This window comes from Mycobacterium sp. 050134, from assembly GCF_036409085.1.
In the GTDB taxonomy this organism is placed as follows: Bacteria; Actinomycetota; Actinomycetes; order Mycobacteriales; family Mycobacteriaceae; genus Mycobacterium.
The window spans coordinates 167,026-180,622 of record NZ_JAZGLV010000003.1; the positions used below are offsets into that span (position 1 = coordinate 167,026).

15 protein-coding genes are annotated in these 13,597 nt (G+C 69.1%); 7 read left to right on the forward strand and 8 right to left on the reverse strand.

All coding sequences use genetic code 11. The features are described 5' to 3' along the window. The first annotated feature begins 40 nt into the window (after positions 1 to 40). The gene (locus SKC42_RS04570) at positions 41 to 1,198 is read left to right on the forward strand and encodes an Mrp/NBP35 family ATP-binding protein (protein WP_330963114.1); all 1,158 of its coding nucleotides are present in this window, start codon (positions 41 to 43) and stop codon (positions 1,196 to 1,198) included. 78 nt (positions 1,199 to 1,276) lie between these two features. On the opposite strand, the gene tatB is transcribed toward SKC42_RS04570, so the two are convergent. From tatB to sigE, 4 genes are all read right to left on the reverse strand, one after another. Then, complete coding sequence (gene tatB, locus SKC42_RS04575) at positions 1,277 to 1,672, reverse strand: Sec-independent protein translocase protein TatB (RefSeq protein WP_330963115.1); 396 nt, start codon at positions 1,670 to 1,672, stop codon at positions 1,277 to 1,279. Beyond that, positions 1,672 to 3,207 (reverse strand): serine protease HtrA, encoded by a 1,536-nt coding sequence (htrA, locus tag SKC42_RS04580; RefSeq protein WP_442931974.1) that lies wholly within the window; start codon positions 3,205 to 3,207, stop codon positions 1,672 to 1,674. Before htrA ends, tatB begins: the two co-directional genes overlap by 1 nt. A 160-nt stretch (positions 3,208 to 3,367) precedes the next feature. Then, the gene (gene rseA, locus SKC42_RS04585; RefSeq protein WP_330963116.1) at positions 3,368 to 3,775 is read right to left on the reverse strand and encodes an anti-sigma E factor RseA; all 408 of its coding nucleotides are present in this window, start codon (positions 3,773 to 3,775) and stop codon (positions 3,368 to 3,370) included. A gap of 128 nt (positions 3,776 to 3,903) precedes the next feature. Then, positions 3,904 to 4,683 carry an RNA polymerase sigma factor SigE gene (gene sigE, locus SKC42_RS04590; protein ID WP_330963117.1) on the reverse strand — a complete coding sequence of 260 codons (780 nt, stop codon included), beginning with the start codon at positions 4,681 to 4,683 and terminating at the stop codon, positions 3,904 to 3,906. A 198-nt stretch (positions 4,684 to 4,881) separates the two neighbouring features. Here sigE and SKC42_RS04595 point away from each other — a divergent pair, with 198 nt between their 5' ends. From SKC42_RS04595 to SKC42_RS04615, 5 genes are all read left to right on the forward strand, one after another. Beyond that, positions 4,882 to 5,550: an O-methyltransferase gene (locus tag SKC42_RS04595; RefSeq protein ID WP_330963118.1), complete on the forward strand. Its 669-nt coding sequence runs from the start codon at positions 4,882 to 4,884 to the stop codon at positions 5,548 to 5,550. A 230-nt stretch (positions 5,551 to 5,780) separates the two neighbouring features. Further along, positions 5,781 to 6,419 carry a TetR/AcrR family transcriptional regulator gene (locus tag SKC42_RS04600; RefSeq protein ID WP_330963119.1) on the forward strand — a complete coding sequence of 213 codons (639 nt, stop codon included), beginning with the start codon at positions 5,781 to 5,783 and terminating at the stop codon, positions 6,417 to 6,419. Next, a complete protein-coding gene (locus SKC42_RS04605; RefSeq protein ID WP_330963120.1) occupies positions 6,409 to 7,332 on the forward strand; it encodes an ABC transporter ATP-binding protein in 924 nt (307 codons plus the stop codon). The genes SKC42_RS04600 and SKC42_RS04605 overlap by 11 nt, the downstream gene beginning before the upstream one ends. After that, the gene (locus SKC42_RS04610; RefSeq protein WP_330963121.1) at positions 7,329 to 8,972 is read left to right on the forward strand and encodes an ABC transporter permease; all 1,644 of its coding nucleotides are present in this window, start codon (positions 7,329 to 7,331) and stop codon (positions 8,970 to 8,972) included. The genes SKC42_RS04605 and SKC42_RS04610 overlap by 4 nt, the downstream gene beginning before the upstream one ends. A gap of 8 nt (positions 8,973 to 8,980) precedes the next feature. Then, entirely contained in the window at positions 8,981 to 9,655 is a 675-nt protein-coding gene (locus SKC42_RS04615; protein WP_330963122.1) for a methyltransferase family protein, read from the forward strand. Positions 9,656 to 9,684: 29 nt separating this feature from the next. On the opposite strand, the gene glgC is transcribed toward SKC42_RS04615, so the two are convergent. Beyond that, positions 9,685 to 10,899, reverse strand: coding sequence for a glucose-1-phosphate adenylyltransferase (gene glgC, locus SKC42_RS04620; RefSeq protein ID WP_330963123.1), 1,215 nt, complete (start codon positions 10,897 to 10,899; stop codon positions 9,685 to 9,687). A gap of 157 nt (positions 10,900 to 11,056) precedes the next feature. On the opposite strand from glgC, the gene glgA reads away from it, so the two are divergent. Further along, on the forward strand, positions 11,057 to 12,220 hold the full coding sequence (gene glgA / locus SKC42_RS04625; protein WP_330963124.1) for a glycogen synthase: 1,164 nt from the start codon (positions 11,057 to 11,059) through the stop codon (positions 12,218 to 12,220). A 19-nt stretch (positions 12,221 to 12,239) separates the two neighbouring features. On the opposite strand, the gene SKC42_RS04630 is transcribed toward glgA, so the two are convergent. The 3 genes from SKC42_RS04630 to SKC42_RS04640 all read right to left on the reverse strand — a co-directional run bounded on the left by SKC42_RS04630 (position 12,240) and on the right by SKC42_RS04640 (position 13,567). Continuing rightward, positions 12,240 to 12,413: a DUF3117 domain-containing protein gene (locus SKC42_RS04630; protein WP_066995255.1), complete on the reverse strand. Its 174-nt coding sequence runs from the start codon at positions 12,411 to 12,413 to the stop codon at positions 12,240 to 12,242. 204 nt (positions 12,414 to 12,617) lie between these two features. Continuing rightward, on the reverse strand, positions 12,618 to 13,196 hold the full coding sequence (locus SKC42_RS04635) for a DNA-3-methyladenine glycosylase I (RefSeq protein ID WP_330963125.1): 579 nt from the start codon (positions 13,194 to 13,196) through the stop codon (positions 12,618 to 12,620). Next, positions 13,193 to 13,567 carry a DivIVA domain-containing protein gene (locus tag SKC42_RS04640; RefSeq protein WP_330963126.1) on the reverse strand — a complete coding sequence of 125 codons (375 nt, stop codon included), beginning with the start codon at positions 13,565 to 13,567 and terminating at the stop codon, positions 13,193 to 13,195. Before SKC42_RS04640 ends, SKC42_RS04635 begins: the two co-directional genes overlap by 4 nt. Between the last annotated feature and the right edge of the window lie 30 nt (positions 13,568 to 13,597).

Consider the following 13,597-nt stretch of genomic DNA (forward strand, 5'->3'; position numbering starts at 1 on the left):
CGCCAGATGGCCGACCCGCGCACGCCTACACTCGGCGGTGATGTCCCGCCATGACCTGTCCGATTCGGACGCCGAGCTGAACGCAGCCATCCGCGCCGCCCTGGGGAAGGTGATCGACCCCGAGCTGCGGCGTCCCATCACCGAACTCGGGATGGTCAAGAGCATCGACATCGGCCCCGACGGCGGCGTCGACGTGGCGATCTATCTGACCACCGCCGCGTGCCCGAAGAAGACCGAGATCAGCGAACGCGTCACGAGCGCGGTGTCCGACGTTCCCGGCACCGGTGCGGTGCGGGTCAACCTGGACGTGATGAGCGACGAGCAGCGCACCGAGCTGCGCAAGCAGCTGCGCGGCGACGCCGCCGAGCCCGTCATCCCCTTCGCCCAGCCCGGCTCGCTGACCCGCGTCTACGCGATCGCATCGGGCAAGGGCGGGGTCGGAAAGTCCACCGTCACAGTCAACCTCGCGGCGGCGATGGCCGCCCGCGGCCTATCGGTGGGTGTGCTCGACGCCGACATCCACGGCCACTCGATCCCGCGGATGATGGGCACCACCGACCGGCCCACCCAGGTCGAGTCGATGATCCTGCCGCCCGTCGCCCACGACGTGAAGGTCATCTCGATCGCCCAGTTCACGCAGGGCAACACCCCGGTGGTGTGGCGCGGACCGATGCTGCACCGGGCGCTGCAACAGTTCCTCGCCGACGTGTACTGGGGCGACCTCGACGTGCTGCTGCTCGATCTGCCGCCGGGAACGGGCGACGTGGCCATCTCGGTGGCCCAGCTGATCCCCAACGCCGAGATCGTGGTGGTCACGACGCCGCAGCTGGCAGCGGCCGAGGTCGCGGAGCGGGCCGGCAGCATCGCGCTGCAGACGCGTCAGCGCCTCGTCGGCGTGGTCGAGAACATGTCGGGGCTGGTGCTGCCGGACGGCTCGACGATGCAGGTCTTCGGCGAGGGCGGCGGCCGCCAGGTCGCCGAGCGCTTGTCGCGGGCGGTCGGGGCGGACGTGCCGCTCCTGGGTCAGGTCCCGCTGGACCCGGCGCTGGTGGCGGCCGGCGATGCGGGCGTGCCCGTCGTGCTGAGCGCCCCCGACACCCCGGTGGCCAAGGAACTGCGCAGCGTCGCCGACAGCCTGTCGTCGCGGCGGCGCGGGCTGGCCGGAATCTCCCTGGGCCTGGACCCGACGCGGCACTAACTACATCCGCGAGCGTGCGTGTTTGCAGGCCGACACGCCGTCAACGGCGTGCAACCGCGCACGCTCGCGGCGCAGGCGCTAGGTCGCGTCGGAGTCGAACGGGGCGGGAGCGCCGGGCGGATGCCGTTCGGCCTCGACCGGTGGCGCCGACGGTTCCGGCGGGTGCCCGTTCACCGGGCGGTCGAAGTTCCCGGTCAGCAACGAATCGTCGCCGTCGAGCAGATGCTTGGTCAGGGCCGCCCGCGGCGACATGCCCCGCAGTTTCTGCAGCTCGCTGAGCGGTCCCCGCAGGTCGTCGAACTCGGGCCCGAGGTCCTCGCGCAGCTGGGTGGTCATGCCGCTGAGATAGTCACGCGCCTGGCGCAGCGTCGTCGACGTCCACCGGATGGCACCGGGAAGCCGCTCCGGGCCGAGGATCACCAGACCGACGACGACCAGGACCAGGATGTGTTCCCAGCTCAGGTTGCCGAACATTAGCCGGAGTCGGGGTCTGGTTTCACCGTCAGCGTGACGTGCCGACCGTCGCGGACGACCTCCACCGGGGCGTCCTGGCCGATGGTCAGCTGTCTCACGGCGACGACGAACTCGTCGGCGTCGGCCACCTTACGGTTGCCGACCTTCACTATGACGTCGTTCTCCAGGATCCCGCCCTTCTGGGCGGGGCTTCCGGCCTTCACGTTGGCCACCTGGGCCCCCGAGGCGATCGCGTTGCTCACCGAGCGGGTGCTGACCCCCAGCGTCGGGTGCACGATTTTGCCGTCCTTGATCAGCGTCTGGGCGACGGTCTTCGCCTCGTTGATCGGGATCGCGAAGCCCAGCCCGCTGGCGCTGTCGGACAGCGACTTGCCGGCGGTGTTGATGCCGATCACCTGGGAATCCATGTCGATCAGCGGCCCGCCGGAGTTGCCGTGGTTGATCGAGGCGTCGGTCTGGACGCCGTCGATGACGGTGTCGGTGTCGGAGCCCTCTCCCGACAACGGCACGGGGCGGTGTAGCGCGCTGATGATGCCGTGCGTGACGGTGCTGCGCAGCCCGAGCGGCGCGCCCGCGGCCAGCACCTCGTCACCGACGCGCACCTTGTCGGAGTCACCGAGCCGGGCCACGGTCAGGTTGTCGACGTTGTCGACTTTCAGCACGGCCAGGTCGGTTTTGGGGTCGCGGCCCACGAGGTTGGCCGGCACTTCCTTGCCGTCGTTGAACACCACGGTCGTCTTGAACTGACTGGGGTTGTTCGCCGCCTCGGAGATCACGTGGTTGTTGGTGACGATGTAGCCGCGGCCATCGATGATGACCCCGGAGCCCTGCAACCCCTCCTGGTCACTCTTCGACTCGATGGTCACCACGGAGTCGGCGGTCGCGGCCGCCACCTTGGCGAACCGGCCGGCCGGCTGCTCGGCATTGTTGGGCGTCGCCAGCGTCACCTTGGAGGTGGTGAACGCCTCGACGACCTCGGCGGTCTTGCGGCCGATCACGCCGCCCAGCAGACCGATGACCAGCGCGATCAACAGCAGTATGGCCAGGGCAAGGTAGGAGACCTTGCCGCCGAACAGCACGTCGCGCACGCCCAATTTGCCGCGGTAAGCGGCGGCGGACTGCGGCGCCGTCGGGGCGACTGCCGGGGTGCCCAGGGCGGCGCCGGCCGCCGGGTCACGCCAGGGGTCGTCGGGCTCTTCGGGCCCGGAACCGTTCTGCTCGGCGGCCAGCGCGCCGGCGTCGACGGGGTGGCGCTGCAGCGTGTCCGCGCTCCCGACGGGCCGGCTGAACGCCTCCTGCAGCACCGGGTCGGACGGCCGATCGTGCGGCGTGAACTCGGACTGATCCTGGTATTTGGGCGGGCGCACGCGCTCCGCCACGAAAGACCCGTTCAGCCCGTCGGGACGGCCGAACGCTTGACGGGATGCGGGGTCGACCGGCGGCCGTGAGATGGGGCGCGGCGCCAACCGACTGCGAACGTCCCTGTCACTGTTCGTGCCGCGGCCGTAGCCACTGTCATTGCCGTCGGAGGTCACATCACCCTCTTTTGATTCCTCATCCCGAGCGCTCGAGACCGCCTTTACGGGGGCGCCACGCACCGCGCCGTTATTGTCCGTGTCCACCCTAGTATCCATGGTTTGGTAGTGGCCGCCCACGAACGCACAGGCGAGGCGCGTTTCCCCTCGGCGGGACGCGCTAGCGGCGTTTGCGCTGACCGCGGACGTCGCGCCCGGCCAAGCGGTCCGAAACCTCCCCCGCGGTCGTCTCGTCGTCCGACCAGCGGGGAATGTCGGCAAGGAGCCCGAGCAGGGTGCTGGGAACGCGGATGGGATGGGAGTCGCGCAATGCCGCGCGCGCCCGGCTCTGATCCTCGACCTCGGCCGCGCAGTCCGCACACAGCGAGAGGTGGTGCGCGGCCCGCAGGTGCGCATTCATCCGCAGCTCACCGTCGACGAACGCGGCGATCGCCTCGACGGACAGATGCTCGGTGGACCCGAATTGGCGCGGCGCGCCCACCGGTGCGTCGCTCTGGGAGGCGAATTGGGATGGCAGCCAGGAGAACGCCCGCCGGAACACATGCCCCACATTTCCGGGGTCGGCCATCACCAGCTCCTTTCCTGCCGCCTATACCTCGAATGTAGCGCGAGGTGGCGCCCGATCGCGCCCCTACGGCCGGGGAAGACGCTGGATCGTTGCGCGGCGGCCCGGTTCAGACGGCCGCGCTCGAGCCGCTAGGCCGACTCGGCGTGCAGCGCGGCCGGGCGGACGCCGGCTTCCGGGTGTGCGGCCAGATAGTCGCGCAGGGCCTGGCGTCCCCGGTGGATGCGGCTGCGCACGGTGCCCAGCTTGACCCCGAGGGTCGCGCCGATTTCCTCGTAGGACAGGCCTTCGATGTCACACAGGACGACCGCCGCGCGAAACTCGGGCGGCAGCGAGTCCAGGGCCGCCTGCAGGTCGGGGCCCAACCGCGAGTCGTGGTAGATCTGTTCGGGGTTGGGCTCGTCGGCCGGAACCCGGTCATAATCCTCTGGCAGCGCCTCCATCCGGATGCGGGCGCGCCGACGCACCATGTCGAGGAACAGGTTGGTCGTGATGCGGTGCAGCCAGCCCTCGAACGTGCCGGGCTGATAGTTCTGCACCGAGCGGAAGACCCGGATGAAGGTCTCCTGCGTGAGGTCCTCGGCGTCGTGCTGGTTGCCCGAAAGGCGGTAGGCCAGCCGGTACACCCGGTCGGCGTGCTGCCGCACCAATTCGTCCCAGGATGGCATCGCCGCCTTATCCCCCGTCGCGTCGAACACCGCGGTGCCCGACAATTCGTCGGGTGTCTCCACCCATTCGTCGTCGCGGCGCTCTTGGGGGTGCGACATGCTGGTTGGGCTCAAAAGCATAGTGATGTTGGGTTCCTCCGACTCTGACCTGCCATCGGGGATTGACAGTTCACTGCAGTCGGAAACACGAAGCTGCAAATGTCTATTCCCCATACCCCTGGCCGAGTGTCCTCCGCGATCCATACGGTTACCGTCGCGCACCGGGGTGTGTGCGGTATAGGAACAATCTGAGCTGAGGCTGAGAAACCATATCGTTACCTCGCCTGTCCAGGGCGGATGCGGCCGACGATTGCTTAGGCATTGCCGAGATTCCGGGCGTGTCACCGGGCCGCGGACGGGCGCGCCTGCCCGATCGCCCCACCGTTGGAATACGCTGCGGGCATGGACGGCACCGACGCAGACGCCCCCGGTCAGACGGCCCCGAGCCGGGCCGAGTCGCTCGCCGCGCACGCCGAGGGTTCGATCTCCGAGGATGCGCTTCTCGTCGCCGCCCGCGAGCGGGCCGTGGACATCGGCGCCGGAGCGGTGACGCCGGCGGTCGGCGCGCTGCTGAGCCTGCTGACCAAGCTGAGCGGCGGCAAGGCGGTCGCCGAGGTCGGGACCGGCGCCGGAGTGAGCGGTCTGTGGTTGCTGTCGGGGATGAGCGACGACGGTGTGCTGACGACGATCGACATCGAGCCCGAGTATTTGCGCCTGGCCAAGCAGGCGTTCTCCGAGGCCGGTATCGGGCCGTCACGCACCCGGCTGATCAGCGGCCGCGCCCAGGACGTGCTCACCCGGCTCGCCGACGAGTCGTATGACCTGGTCTTCATCGACGCCGACCCCGCCGACCAGCCGACCTATGTCGTCGAGGGCGTGCGGCTACTGCGGTCCGGCGGCGTCATCGTGGTGCACCGGGCGGCGTTGGGCGGCCGCGCGGGCGACCCCGCGGCCCGCGACGCGGAGGTGACCGCCGTGCGCGAGGCGGCCCGCCTCATCGCCGAAGACGAGCGACTCACGCCGGCGCTGGTGCCCCTCGGGGACGGCATCCTGGCCGCGGTCAAGGATTGACGACGCCCGACTGACCGCTAGCCGCGTCGGCGAAGCAGCCGACCAAGTGGCGGCGTTGCCCGAGTTGTCGAGGCCGCGGCTGTACGAGCCGGAATCGCCGTCGTGGCCGGGGTTCATGAAGCACGCCTTGTGGTCACCCGCGTTGAAGGCGCCGTGATGCCTCTTGGTCGACCAGGCGCGACGGCCGCCGACTCTTGACGGGGGCTGAACGCGCGTTTAATCTCCTGAACATGCGTTCAGTTGACCTGACCGCCGCCGCCCGGATCCGCGATGCGGCCATCGCGCAGTTCGGCGAGCACGGCTTCGGCGTGGGACTGCGGGCGATCGCCGAAGCGGCGGGCGTGAGCGCCGCCCTGGTCATCCACCACTTCGGCTCGAAGGACGGCCTGCGCAAGGCCTGCGACGACTACATCGCCGAAGAGATCCGCGAGGCCAAATCCGAAGCGCTCGGGTCGAACGATCCCGCCACCTGGTTCGCGAAGATGGCCGAGATCGAGTCTTACGCCCCGATGATGGCCTATCTGGTGCGCAGCATGCAGTCCGGTGGCGAGCTGGCGAATGTGTTGTGGCGCAGGATGATCGACAACACCGAGGAATACCTCGATCTGGGCGTGCGCGCCGGGACCATAAAACCCAGCCGCGATCCCCGCGCCCGGGCGCGGTATCTGGGCATCGTCGGGGGCGGCGGATTCCTGCTCTATCTGCAGATGCACGAGACGCCGACCGATCTCCGCGCCGTGCTGCGCGATTACGCCCGTGACATGGTCCTGCCCGCCCTCGAGGTCTACACCGAAGGCCTGATGGTGGATCGGACCATGTACGACGCATTCCTGGCCGCCGAAGAGCAAGGAGAATCGCATGCCGACTGACAACCGATCGCCCATCGAAATCCACGGCCTCACCAAGGCTTTCGGTCGCGTGCGGGCACTGGACGGCCTCGACCTGACGGTGCACGAAGGGGAGGTGCACGGGTTCCTCGGACCCAACGGCGCCGGCAAATCGACCACCATCCGCATCCTGCTGGGCCTGGTGAAAGCCGACGGCGGGACCGCACGGCTGCTGGGTGGTGACCCGTGGGCCGACGCCGTTGGCCTGCACCGCCGGATCGCCTACGTGCCGGGCGATGTCACGCTCTGGCCGTCCCTGACCGGTGGTGAAACCATCGACCTGCTGGCCCGGATGCGCGGCGGCCTCGACCGGAACCGCCGCGACGAGCTGATCGAGCGCTTCGACCTCGATCCCCACAAGAAGGTGCGCACCTACTCGAAGGGCAACCGCCAAAAAGTCTCCCTGATCTCGGCCTTCTCGTCGCGGGCCGCACTGCTGCTCTTGGACGAGCCGAGCAGTGGTCTGGACCCGTTGATGGAGAACGTCTTTCAACAATGCGTGGTCGAGTCACGCGACCGCGGCACGACCGTTCTGTTGTCCAGTCACATCCTGGCCGAGACCGAGGCACTGTGCGAGCGGGTGACCATCATCCGGTCCGGCCGGACGGTCGAGAGTGGCTCGCTTGCGTCGATGCGCCACCTGAGCCGCACCTCGATCAGGGCCGAAGTGGTCGGTGCGATAGGCGATCTCAGCCGAATCAAGGGGGTCGAAGACGTCAGCGTCGACGGCAACACACTGCGGGCCCAGGTGGACGGCGAAAGCCTCGGCGAACTGATCAGGGCCCTTGGCCACGCCGGAGTGCGCAGCCTGGTGAGCCAACCGCCGACACTCGAGGAACTGTTCCTGCGGCACTACGACACCGAAGCCGCGCCCCGCACGGTGCCGGCGCTATGAGCACCAGCGCGACATTGCATCGGCCGCGCCCGGCCCAGCCGGAACACCGGACCGGTTCGCTCTTCGCGGGCACGCTGGGCGTCCTGCGGCTCTACCTCCGCCGTGACCGCGTCTCCCTGCCGCTGTGGGTGCTGCTCCTGTCGGTGCCGTTGGCCACCGTGTACGTCGGCAGCATCGAGAAGATCTACCCCACTCAGGCCGCCCGCGCCGGATTCGCCGCCTCCATCACCGCCAGCCCGGCCCAACGCGCGCTTTACGGGCAGATCTACAACGACAGCCTTGGGGCCGTGGGCATTTGGAAGGCCGGCTTGTTCCACTTGCTCATCGCGGTCGCCGTCATCCTCGCGGTGATCCGGCACACTCGCGCCGACGAGGAGACGGGCCGCACCGAATTGGTCGATTCGACCGCCGTCGGCCGGTACGCCAGCCTGAGCGCGGCACTGCTGCTGTCGTTCGGGGCGTCGGTCGCCACCGGCGGGATCGGCGCGGCGGGCCTGCTGATGACCGACGTCCCTGCGGGGGGCTCACTCGCCTTCGGCGCGGCGCTCGCCGGCTCCGGCCTGGTGTTCACCGCGGTCGCCGCGGTGGCGGCCCAGCTGTCGCCGAGTGCCCGGGTGGCCCGCGGTGCCGCGTTCGCGGCGCTCGCGGTCGCGTTCACCCTGCGCGCCGTCGGCGACGCCGGTGACGGCAGGCTTTCGTGGTTTTCTCCGCTGGGCTGGTCGATTCAAGTCAGGCCGTATGCGGGCGATCGGTGGTGGGTTCTGTTGGCGCACATGGCGACCGCGGTCGCGCTGACCGCGGTGGCGTATCGATTGCTCGCCGCGCGCGACGTCGGGGCCGGCCTCATCGCCGAACGGCCCGGCCCGGCCACCGCCGGGCCCACGCTGGGCAACGTCTTCGGCCTGGCGTGGCGGCTCGACCGCGGCGGGCTGCTGCTGTGGACCGTCGGCCTGTGCCTGTACGGACTGCTGATCGGCAGCGTGGTGCACGGCATCGGCGGCGAGTTGGGCGACAGCAGCGCGACGCGCGACATCGTGGCGCGAATGGGCGGGACGGGAGCCTTGGAGGAGGCTTTCCTCGCGGTGGCGTTCACCATGATGGGCATGGCGGCCGCCGCGTTCGCCGTCTCGCTCACCCTGCGGCTGCATCATGAGGAATCCGGCCAGCGGGCCGAAGCCACCTTGGCCGGGGCGGTATCCAGAAGCCGTTGGCTGGCAAGCCATCTAGCCCTGGCCGGCGCCGGCTCGACGATCGCCATGCTGGGCAGCGGACTGACCGGCGGCCTGGTCTACGGCGCCGCGGCGGGCGACGTCGGCGGCAAGCTCGGCGTCGTCGTCGCCAGCGCCGCGGTGCAGCTGCCCGCGGTCTGGTTGCTCGCCGCCGTGACGGCGGCGATCTTCGGGCTCGCGCCGCGTTTCGCCCCCGCGGCCTGGGCCGTGCTGGTCGGGTTCGTCGCCCTGTATCTCGTCGGCTCGTTGGCCGGATTCCCGCAGTGGTTGCTGGATCTGGAGCCGTTCGCACACACCCCACGCGTCGGCACCGGCTTCACCGCCGCTCCCCTGCTCTGGCTGCTGGCCGTCGACGCGGCGCTGATCGGTGTGGGCGTCGGGGCTTTCCGGCGCCGTGACGTGCGTTGCTAGGAGGATCCATGAAAACGGCTGTTCGACTCACGGCGTCCTCGATCTTCGGGCTGGCCGCGCTCGCTCTCGTCCTCTTCCTGCCCGCCGGGACCCTGCGCTATTGGCAGGCCTGGGCATTCATGGCGGCCTTCACGGGGGCATCGATCATCCCGACCAGCTACCTGGCCCGGGCCAATCCGGCGGCGCTGCGGCGGCGCATGCGCGCCGGGCCCAGGGCGGAGACCCGGACGGTCCAGAAGGTCATCATCACCGGTTCCTTCGTCGATCTCTTCGCGATGATGGCGTTCAGTGCACTCGATCATCGGATGGGCTGGTCGGTGGTGCCGGTCTGGCTGTGCCTGCTCGGTGACGTCCTGGTGGTCGCCGGATTGGGCGTCGCGATGCTGGTGATCGTCGAAAACAGTTACGCCGCGGCCACGATCACCGTGGAGGCGGGACAACAGGTGGCCACCGGCGGCCTCTACCGGTTCGTCAGGCACCCGATGTATGCCGGGAACGTCATCATGATGGTGGGCGTGCCGCTGGCGCTGGGGTCCTACTGGGGGCTGCTCTTCGTCATCCCGGGAATCGCGGTGCTGGTCTTCCGAATCCTCGACGAAGAGAAGCTGCTCATCCAGGACTTGCCGGGGTACCGCGAATACACGCAGCGGGTGCGCTACCGGCTCGTTCCCCACGTCTGGTAGCAGGATCGCCCCGTCAGCGGTGGCGCGGGTCAGATCCAGACGCCCTTGCCCACGGCGACGACGCCGCCGGTGCTGATCGCGAAGCGCTCGCGGTCCCTCTCCAAGTCCACGCCGACCATCTCGCCGGGCCCCACGACGACGTTCTTGTCGAGAATCGCGTGGCGCACCACGGCACCGCGGCCCACCCGGGCGCCCGGCATGATGACGCTGCCCTCGACGATCGCGCCGTCGTCGACGACGACGTTCGACGACAGCACCGAGTTGCGCACCGACGCGGCCGAGATGATGCTGCCGGCGCCCACCACCGATTCCTGCGCGGAGCCGCCGTTGACGAACTTGGCGGGCGCCAGGTTCTCCGACTCGCCACGGATCGGCCAGCGCTTGTTGTACAGGTTGAAGACCGGATGCACCGACACCAGGTCCATGTGCGCGTCATAGAACGCGTCGAGCGTCCCCACGTCCCGCCAGTAGCCCCGGTCGCGGTCGGTAGCGCCGGGCACCTCGTTGTCCTTGAAGTCGTACACGGCGGCGATCCCGTCGTCCACCAACCGGGGGATGATGTCGCCGCCCATGTCGTGATCCGAGTGATCGTCGTCGGCGTCCGCCCGGATCGCGTCGATCAGCACCTTGGTGGTGAAGATGTAGTTCCCCATCGACACGAACGCCGTAGCCGGGTCGTCGGGGGTTCCGGGCGGATTCAGGGGCTTTTCGACGAACTCGCGGATACGGCCCGACTCGTCGGCGTCGATGCACCCGAAGGCGCTCGCCTCGCCGCGCGGCACGCGGATGCCGGCCACGGTTGCGCCCGCCCCGCTTTCGATGTGGAACTGGACCATCTGCTCCGGGTCCATGCGGTACACGTGGTCGGCGCCGAAAACGACTATGTAGTCGGGGTCTTCGTCGTAGATGAGGTTCAGCGACTGATAGATCGCGTCGGCGGAGCCGGTGTACCAGCGCGGGCCGAGTCGCTGCTGCGCCGGGACCGGGGTGATGTATTCCCCGGCGAGCCCGGACAGCCGCCAGTTCTGCGAAATGTGGCGGTCGAGTGAATGCGACTTGTACTGAGTGAGAACGCAGATCCGCAAATAGCGGGCGTTGACGAGGTTGGACAGCACGAAGTCGATGAGCCGATACGCGCCACCGAAGGGAACCGCGGGCTTGGCCCGGTCCGCCGTCAGCGGATACAGCCGCTTGCCCTCACCGCCGGCCAGGACGATGCCCAGCACTTGTGGCGCTTCCCTCATAAGGTCAAACCTATCGGCCCCACCCAACCGCTGCCAGGGGGAGCGCCCTATTGGCCCGTCTGTCGGGCTGTCCGTCAAGGTATTTGGGGCCGGGAGGGCCGCCCCGATAGCCCGGCCCGGCTCGCACGCCGCCGCCGCGCGAACTACCGTGCGGGGTATGCGGGTGGCGATGATGACTCGGGAGTATCCACCCGAGGTGTATGGCGGAGCGGGGGTGCATGTCACCGAGCTGGTCTCCCAACTGCGCCGACTGTGCGAGGTGGACGTGCACTGCATGGGCGCACCACGGCCCGGCGCCTTCGTGCACCAGCCCGACCCCCGGCTGAAGCATGCCAACCCGGCGATGTCGACCCTGTCCGCCGACCTCATGATGGCCAACGCCGCGTCCGAAGCCACAGTCGTGCATTCGCACACGTGGTACACGGCGCTGGCCGGACACCTGGCCGCCACGCTGTACGACATCCCCCACGTGCTGACCGCGCACTCGCTGGAGCCTCGCCGGCCATGGAAGGCAGAACAGCTCGGCGGCGGGTACCGGGTGTCAACCTGGGTGGAGCACACCGCCGTCCTGGCCGCCGACGCCGTCATCGCCGTCAGTTCCGCGATGCGCGAGGACGTGCTGCAGGTCTATCCCGCACTCGATCCGAGCACGGTGCACGTCATCCGTAACGGGATCGACACCGACGTCTGGTACCCGGCCGGGCCAGCGGAATCCGGATCCGTGCTGGCCGAGTTGGGGGTCGATCCGAACCGGCCCATGGTGGCGTTCGTCGGGCGGATCACCCGGCAGAAGGGCGTGGCCCACCTCGTGGCGGCCGCGCACCGATTCAGCCCCGACGTCCAGGTGGTGCTGTGCGCCGGCGCCCCCGACACCCCTGAGATCGCCGAGGAGGTGCGGGCCGCGGTCGACGAGCTGGCCCGCTGCCGCACCGGCGTGTTCTGGATCCGCGAGATGCTGCCCATCGGGGAGCTACGCGAAATATTGTCGGCTGCAACGGTTTTCGTCTGCCCGTCGGTGTACGAGCCGCTGGGGATCGTCAACCTGGAGGCGATGGCCTGCGCGACGGCGGTGGTGGCGTCGGACGTTGGCGGGATCCCCGAGGTGGTCGCCGACGGGGTCACCGGGTCTTTGGTGCACTACGACGATGCCGACCCGGAGGGTTACCGGACGGGGCTGGCCGAGGCGATCAATGAACTGGTTGCCGATTCCGACAAGGCGACGCGGTACGGCCAGGCGGGACGCCAGCGCTGCGTTGACGAATTCTCGTGGACCCACGTCGCGGAGCAGACGCTGGACATCTATCGCAAGGTCTGCGCCTAGCCGCGCCGCTGGGCAGCCGTCAGGTCGAGCTAGTCACGCCTTTGAGCTCGTCACCCAGAGCGGCGGCTTCGTCCGGCGTCAGCTCGACGACCAGCCGACCGCCTCCCTCCAGTGGTACCCGCATCACGATGCCGCGCCCCTCCTTCGTTGCTTCCAGAGGACCGTCCCCAGTCCGGGGCTTCATCGCCGCCATCGAGTGCTCCCTCCAGGTTCGAGCTGGCCCGCCCTCGCGGACCTGGTCGGCGCCGAGCATGCCCCGCCAACGAAATCCCAGCCACACTCGACATCGAACTGCCTAATCACCCCCCCATTGTTCCCTATCAAGGTCATCAATTGCACAAAGACCCGGTTCTGACCCCGCACGTGCCCCCGCAAGCCGGTCTCACCGACCCGATCGTCACCGCGGGGAAGGCACCCAGCAGTCGCGGACGTGGTCGTCCACCATGCCGGTCGCCTGCATCAGGGCATAGGCCGTTGTCGGCCCGACGAAGCGGAACCCGCGCCGCTTGAGCTCGCGGGCCATCGCCTTGGATTCCTCGGTGGCCGACGGGATCTCGGACGGGTCGGCGGGCCGCGGTCGCGAGGACGGCGCGAACGACCACAGCAGGTCGGAGAGCTCCGTCGACGACCCGAGGTCGGCGGCGGCGCGCGCGTTCGCGATCGTGGCCTCGATCTTGGACCGATTCCGGACGATGCCCTCATCCGCCATCAGCCGTTGCACATCGGCGCCGGTGTAACCGGCGACGGTGTCGATGTCGAAGCCGGAGAACGCGCGCCGGAAGTTGTCCCGCTTGCGCAGGATGATCAGCCACGACAGACCGCTCTGGAAGGCCTCCAGGCTCATCCGCTCGAACAGGCCGACGGAGTCATGCAGCGGCCGGCCCCACTCCTCGTCGTGGTAATTGCGGTACAGCTCGAAGTCCGGGCCCGGTTTGAGGATCGCCCACGCGCAGCGGACCAACTCGTCGTTGTTCACATCTTGTCCTGACGGTCCTCGGCCGCCTCCGGTTCCACCGCAACCGCCTCGGCCTCGGACGGGTCCTCCCCCGTCGGCGTCGCCCGTGCCGCCTCCGCCTGTGCGAGCTGGCCACGCAGGGCCTCGAGCTCGCGGGCGAGCCGGTCGAGCACCCAGTCCACCTCGCTGGTCTTGTAGCCGCGAAACACCTGGGTGAACTTCACCGCGTCGACGTCGGCGCCCGTCACCCCGAAGGCGGGCAGCACCGTGGCCGTGGTGCCCCGCGGCAGGGGCGGCAGCTGCTCGCCACGACCGAACAGCAGGCTGGCCGCGCCGAACAGCACGATCCCCACCAGCACCAGCACCACCAGGTACAGCAACACCAACGCCACGGGATCGATATTGCCCTATACCGCCGACAC

What these genes read in the sequence shown, in the direction of transcription:
- tatB (WP_330963115.1), bottom strand. Translation starts at nt 1,672, where the DNA reads ATGTTCGGCAACCTGAGCTGGGAACACATCCTGGTCCTGGTCGTCGTC.
- SKC42_RS04595 (WP_330963118.1), top strand. Translation starts at nt 4,882, where the DNA reads ATGGACGGCACCGACGCAGACGCCCCCGGTCAGACGGCCCCGAGCCGG.
- SKC42_RS04610 (WP_330963121.1), top strand. Translation starts at nt 7,329, where the DNA reads ATGAGCACCAGCGCGACATTGCATCGGCCGCGCCCGGCCCAGCCGGAA.
- SKC42_RS04615 (WP_330963122.1), top strand. Translation starts at nt 8,981, where the DNA reads ATGAAAACGGCTGTTCGACTCACGGCGTCCTCGATCTTCGGGCTGGCC.
- SKC42_RS04630 (WP_066995255.1), bottom strand. Translation starts at nt 12,413, where the DNA reads ATGGCGGCGATGAAGCCCCGGACTGGGGACGGTCCTCTGGAAGCAACG.
- glgC (WP_330963123.1), bottom strand. Translation starts at nt 10,899, where the DNA reads ATGAGGGAAGCGCCACAAGTGCTGGGCATCGTCCTGGCCGGCGGTGAG.
- glgA (WP_330963124.1), top strand. Translation starts at nt 11,057, where the DNA reads ATGCGGGTGGCGATGATGACTCGGGAGTATCCACCCGAGGTGTATGGC.
- SKC42_RS04600 (WP_330963119.1), top strand. Translation starts at nt 5,781, where the DNA reads ATGCGTTCAGTTGACCTGACCGCCGCCGCCCGGATCCGCGATGCGGCC.
- SKC42_RS04570 (WP_330963114.1), top strand. Translation starts at nt 41, where the DNA reads ATGTCCCGCCATGACCTGTCCGATTCGGACGCCGAGCTGAACGCAGCC.
- SKC42_RS04605 (WP_330963120.1), top strand. Translation starts at nt 6,409, where the DNA reads ATGCCGACTGACAACCGATCGCCCATCGAAATCCACGGCCTCACCAAG.
- sigE (WP_330963117.1), bottom strand. Translation starts at nt 4,683, where the DNA reads ATGGATCGCGGAGGACACTCGGCCAGGGGTATGGGGAATAGACATTTG.
- rseA (WP_330963116.1), bottom strand. Translation starts at nt 3,775, where the DNA reads ATGGCCGACCCCGGAAATGTGGGGCATGTGTTCCGGCGGGCGTTCTCC.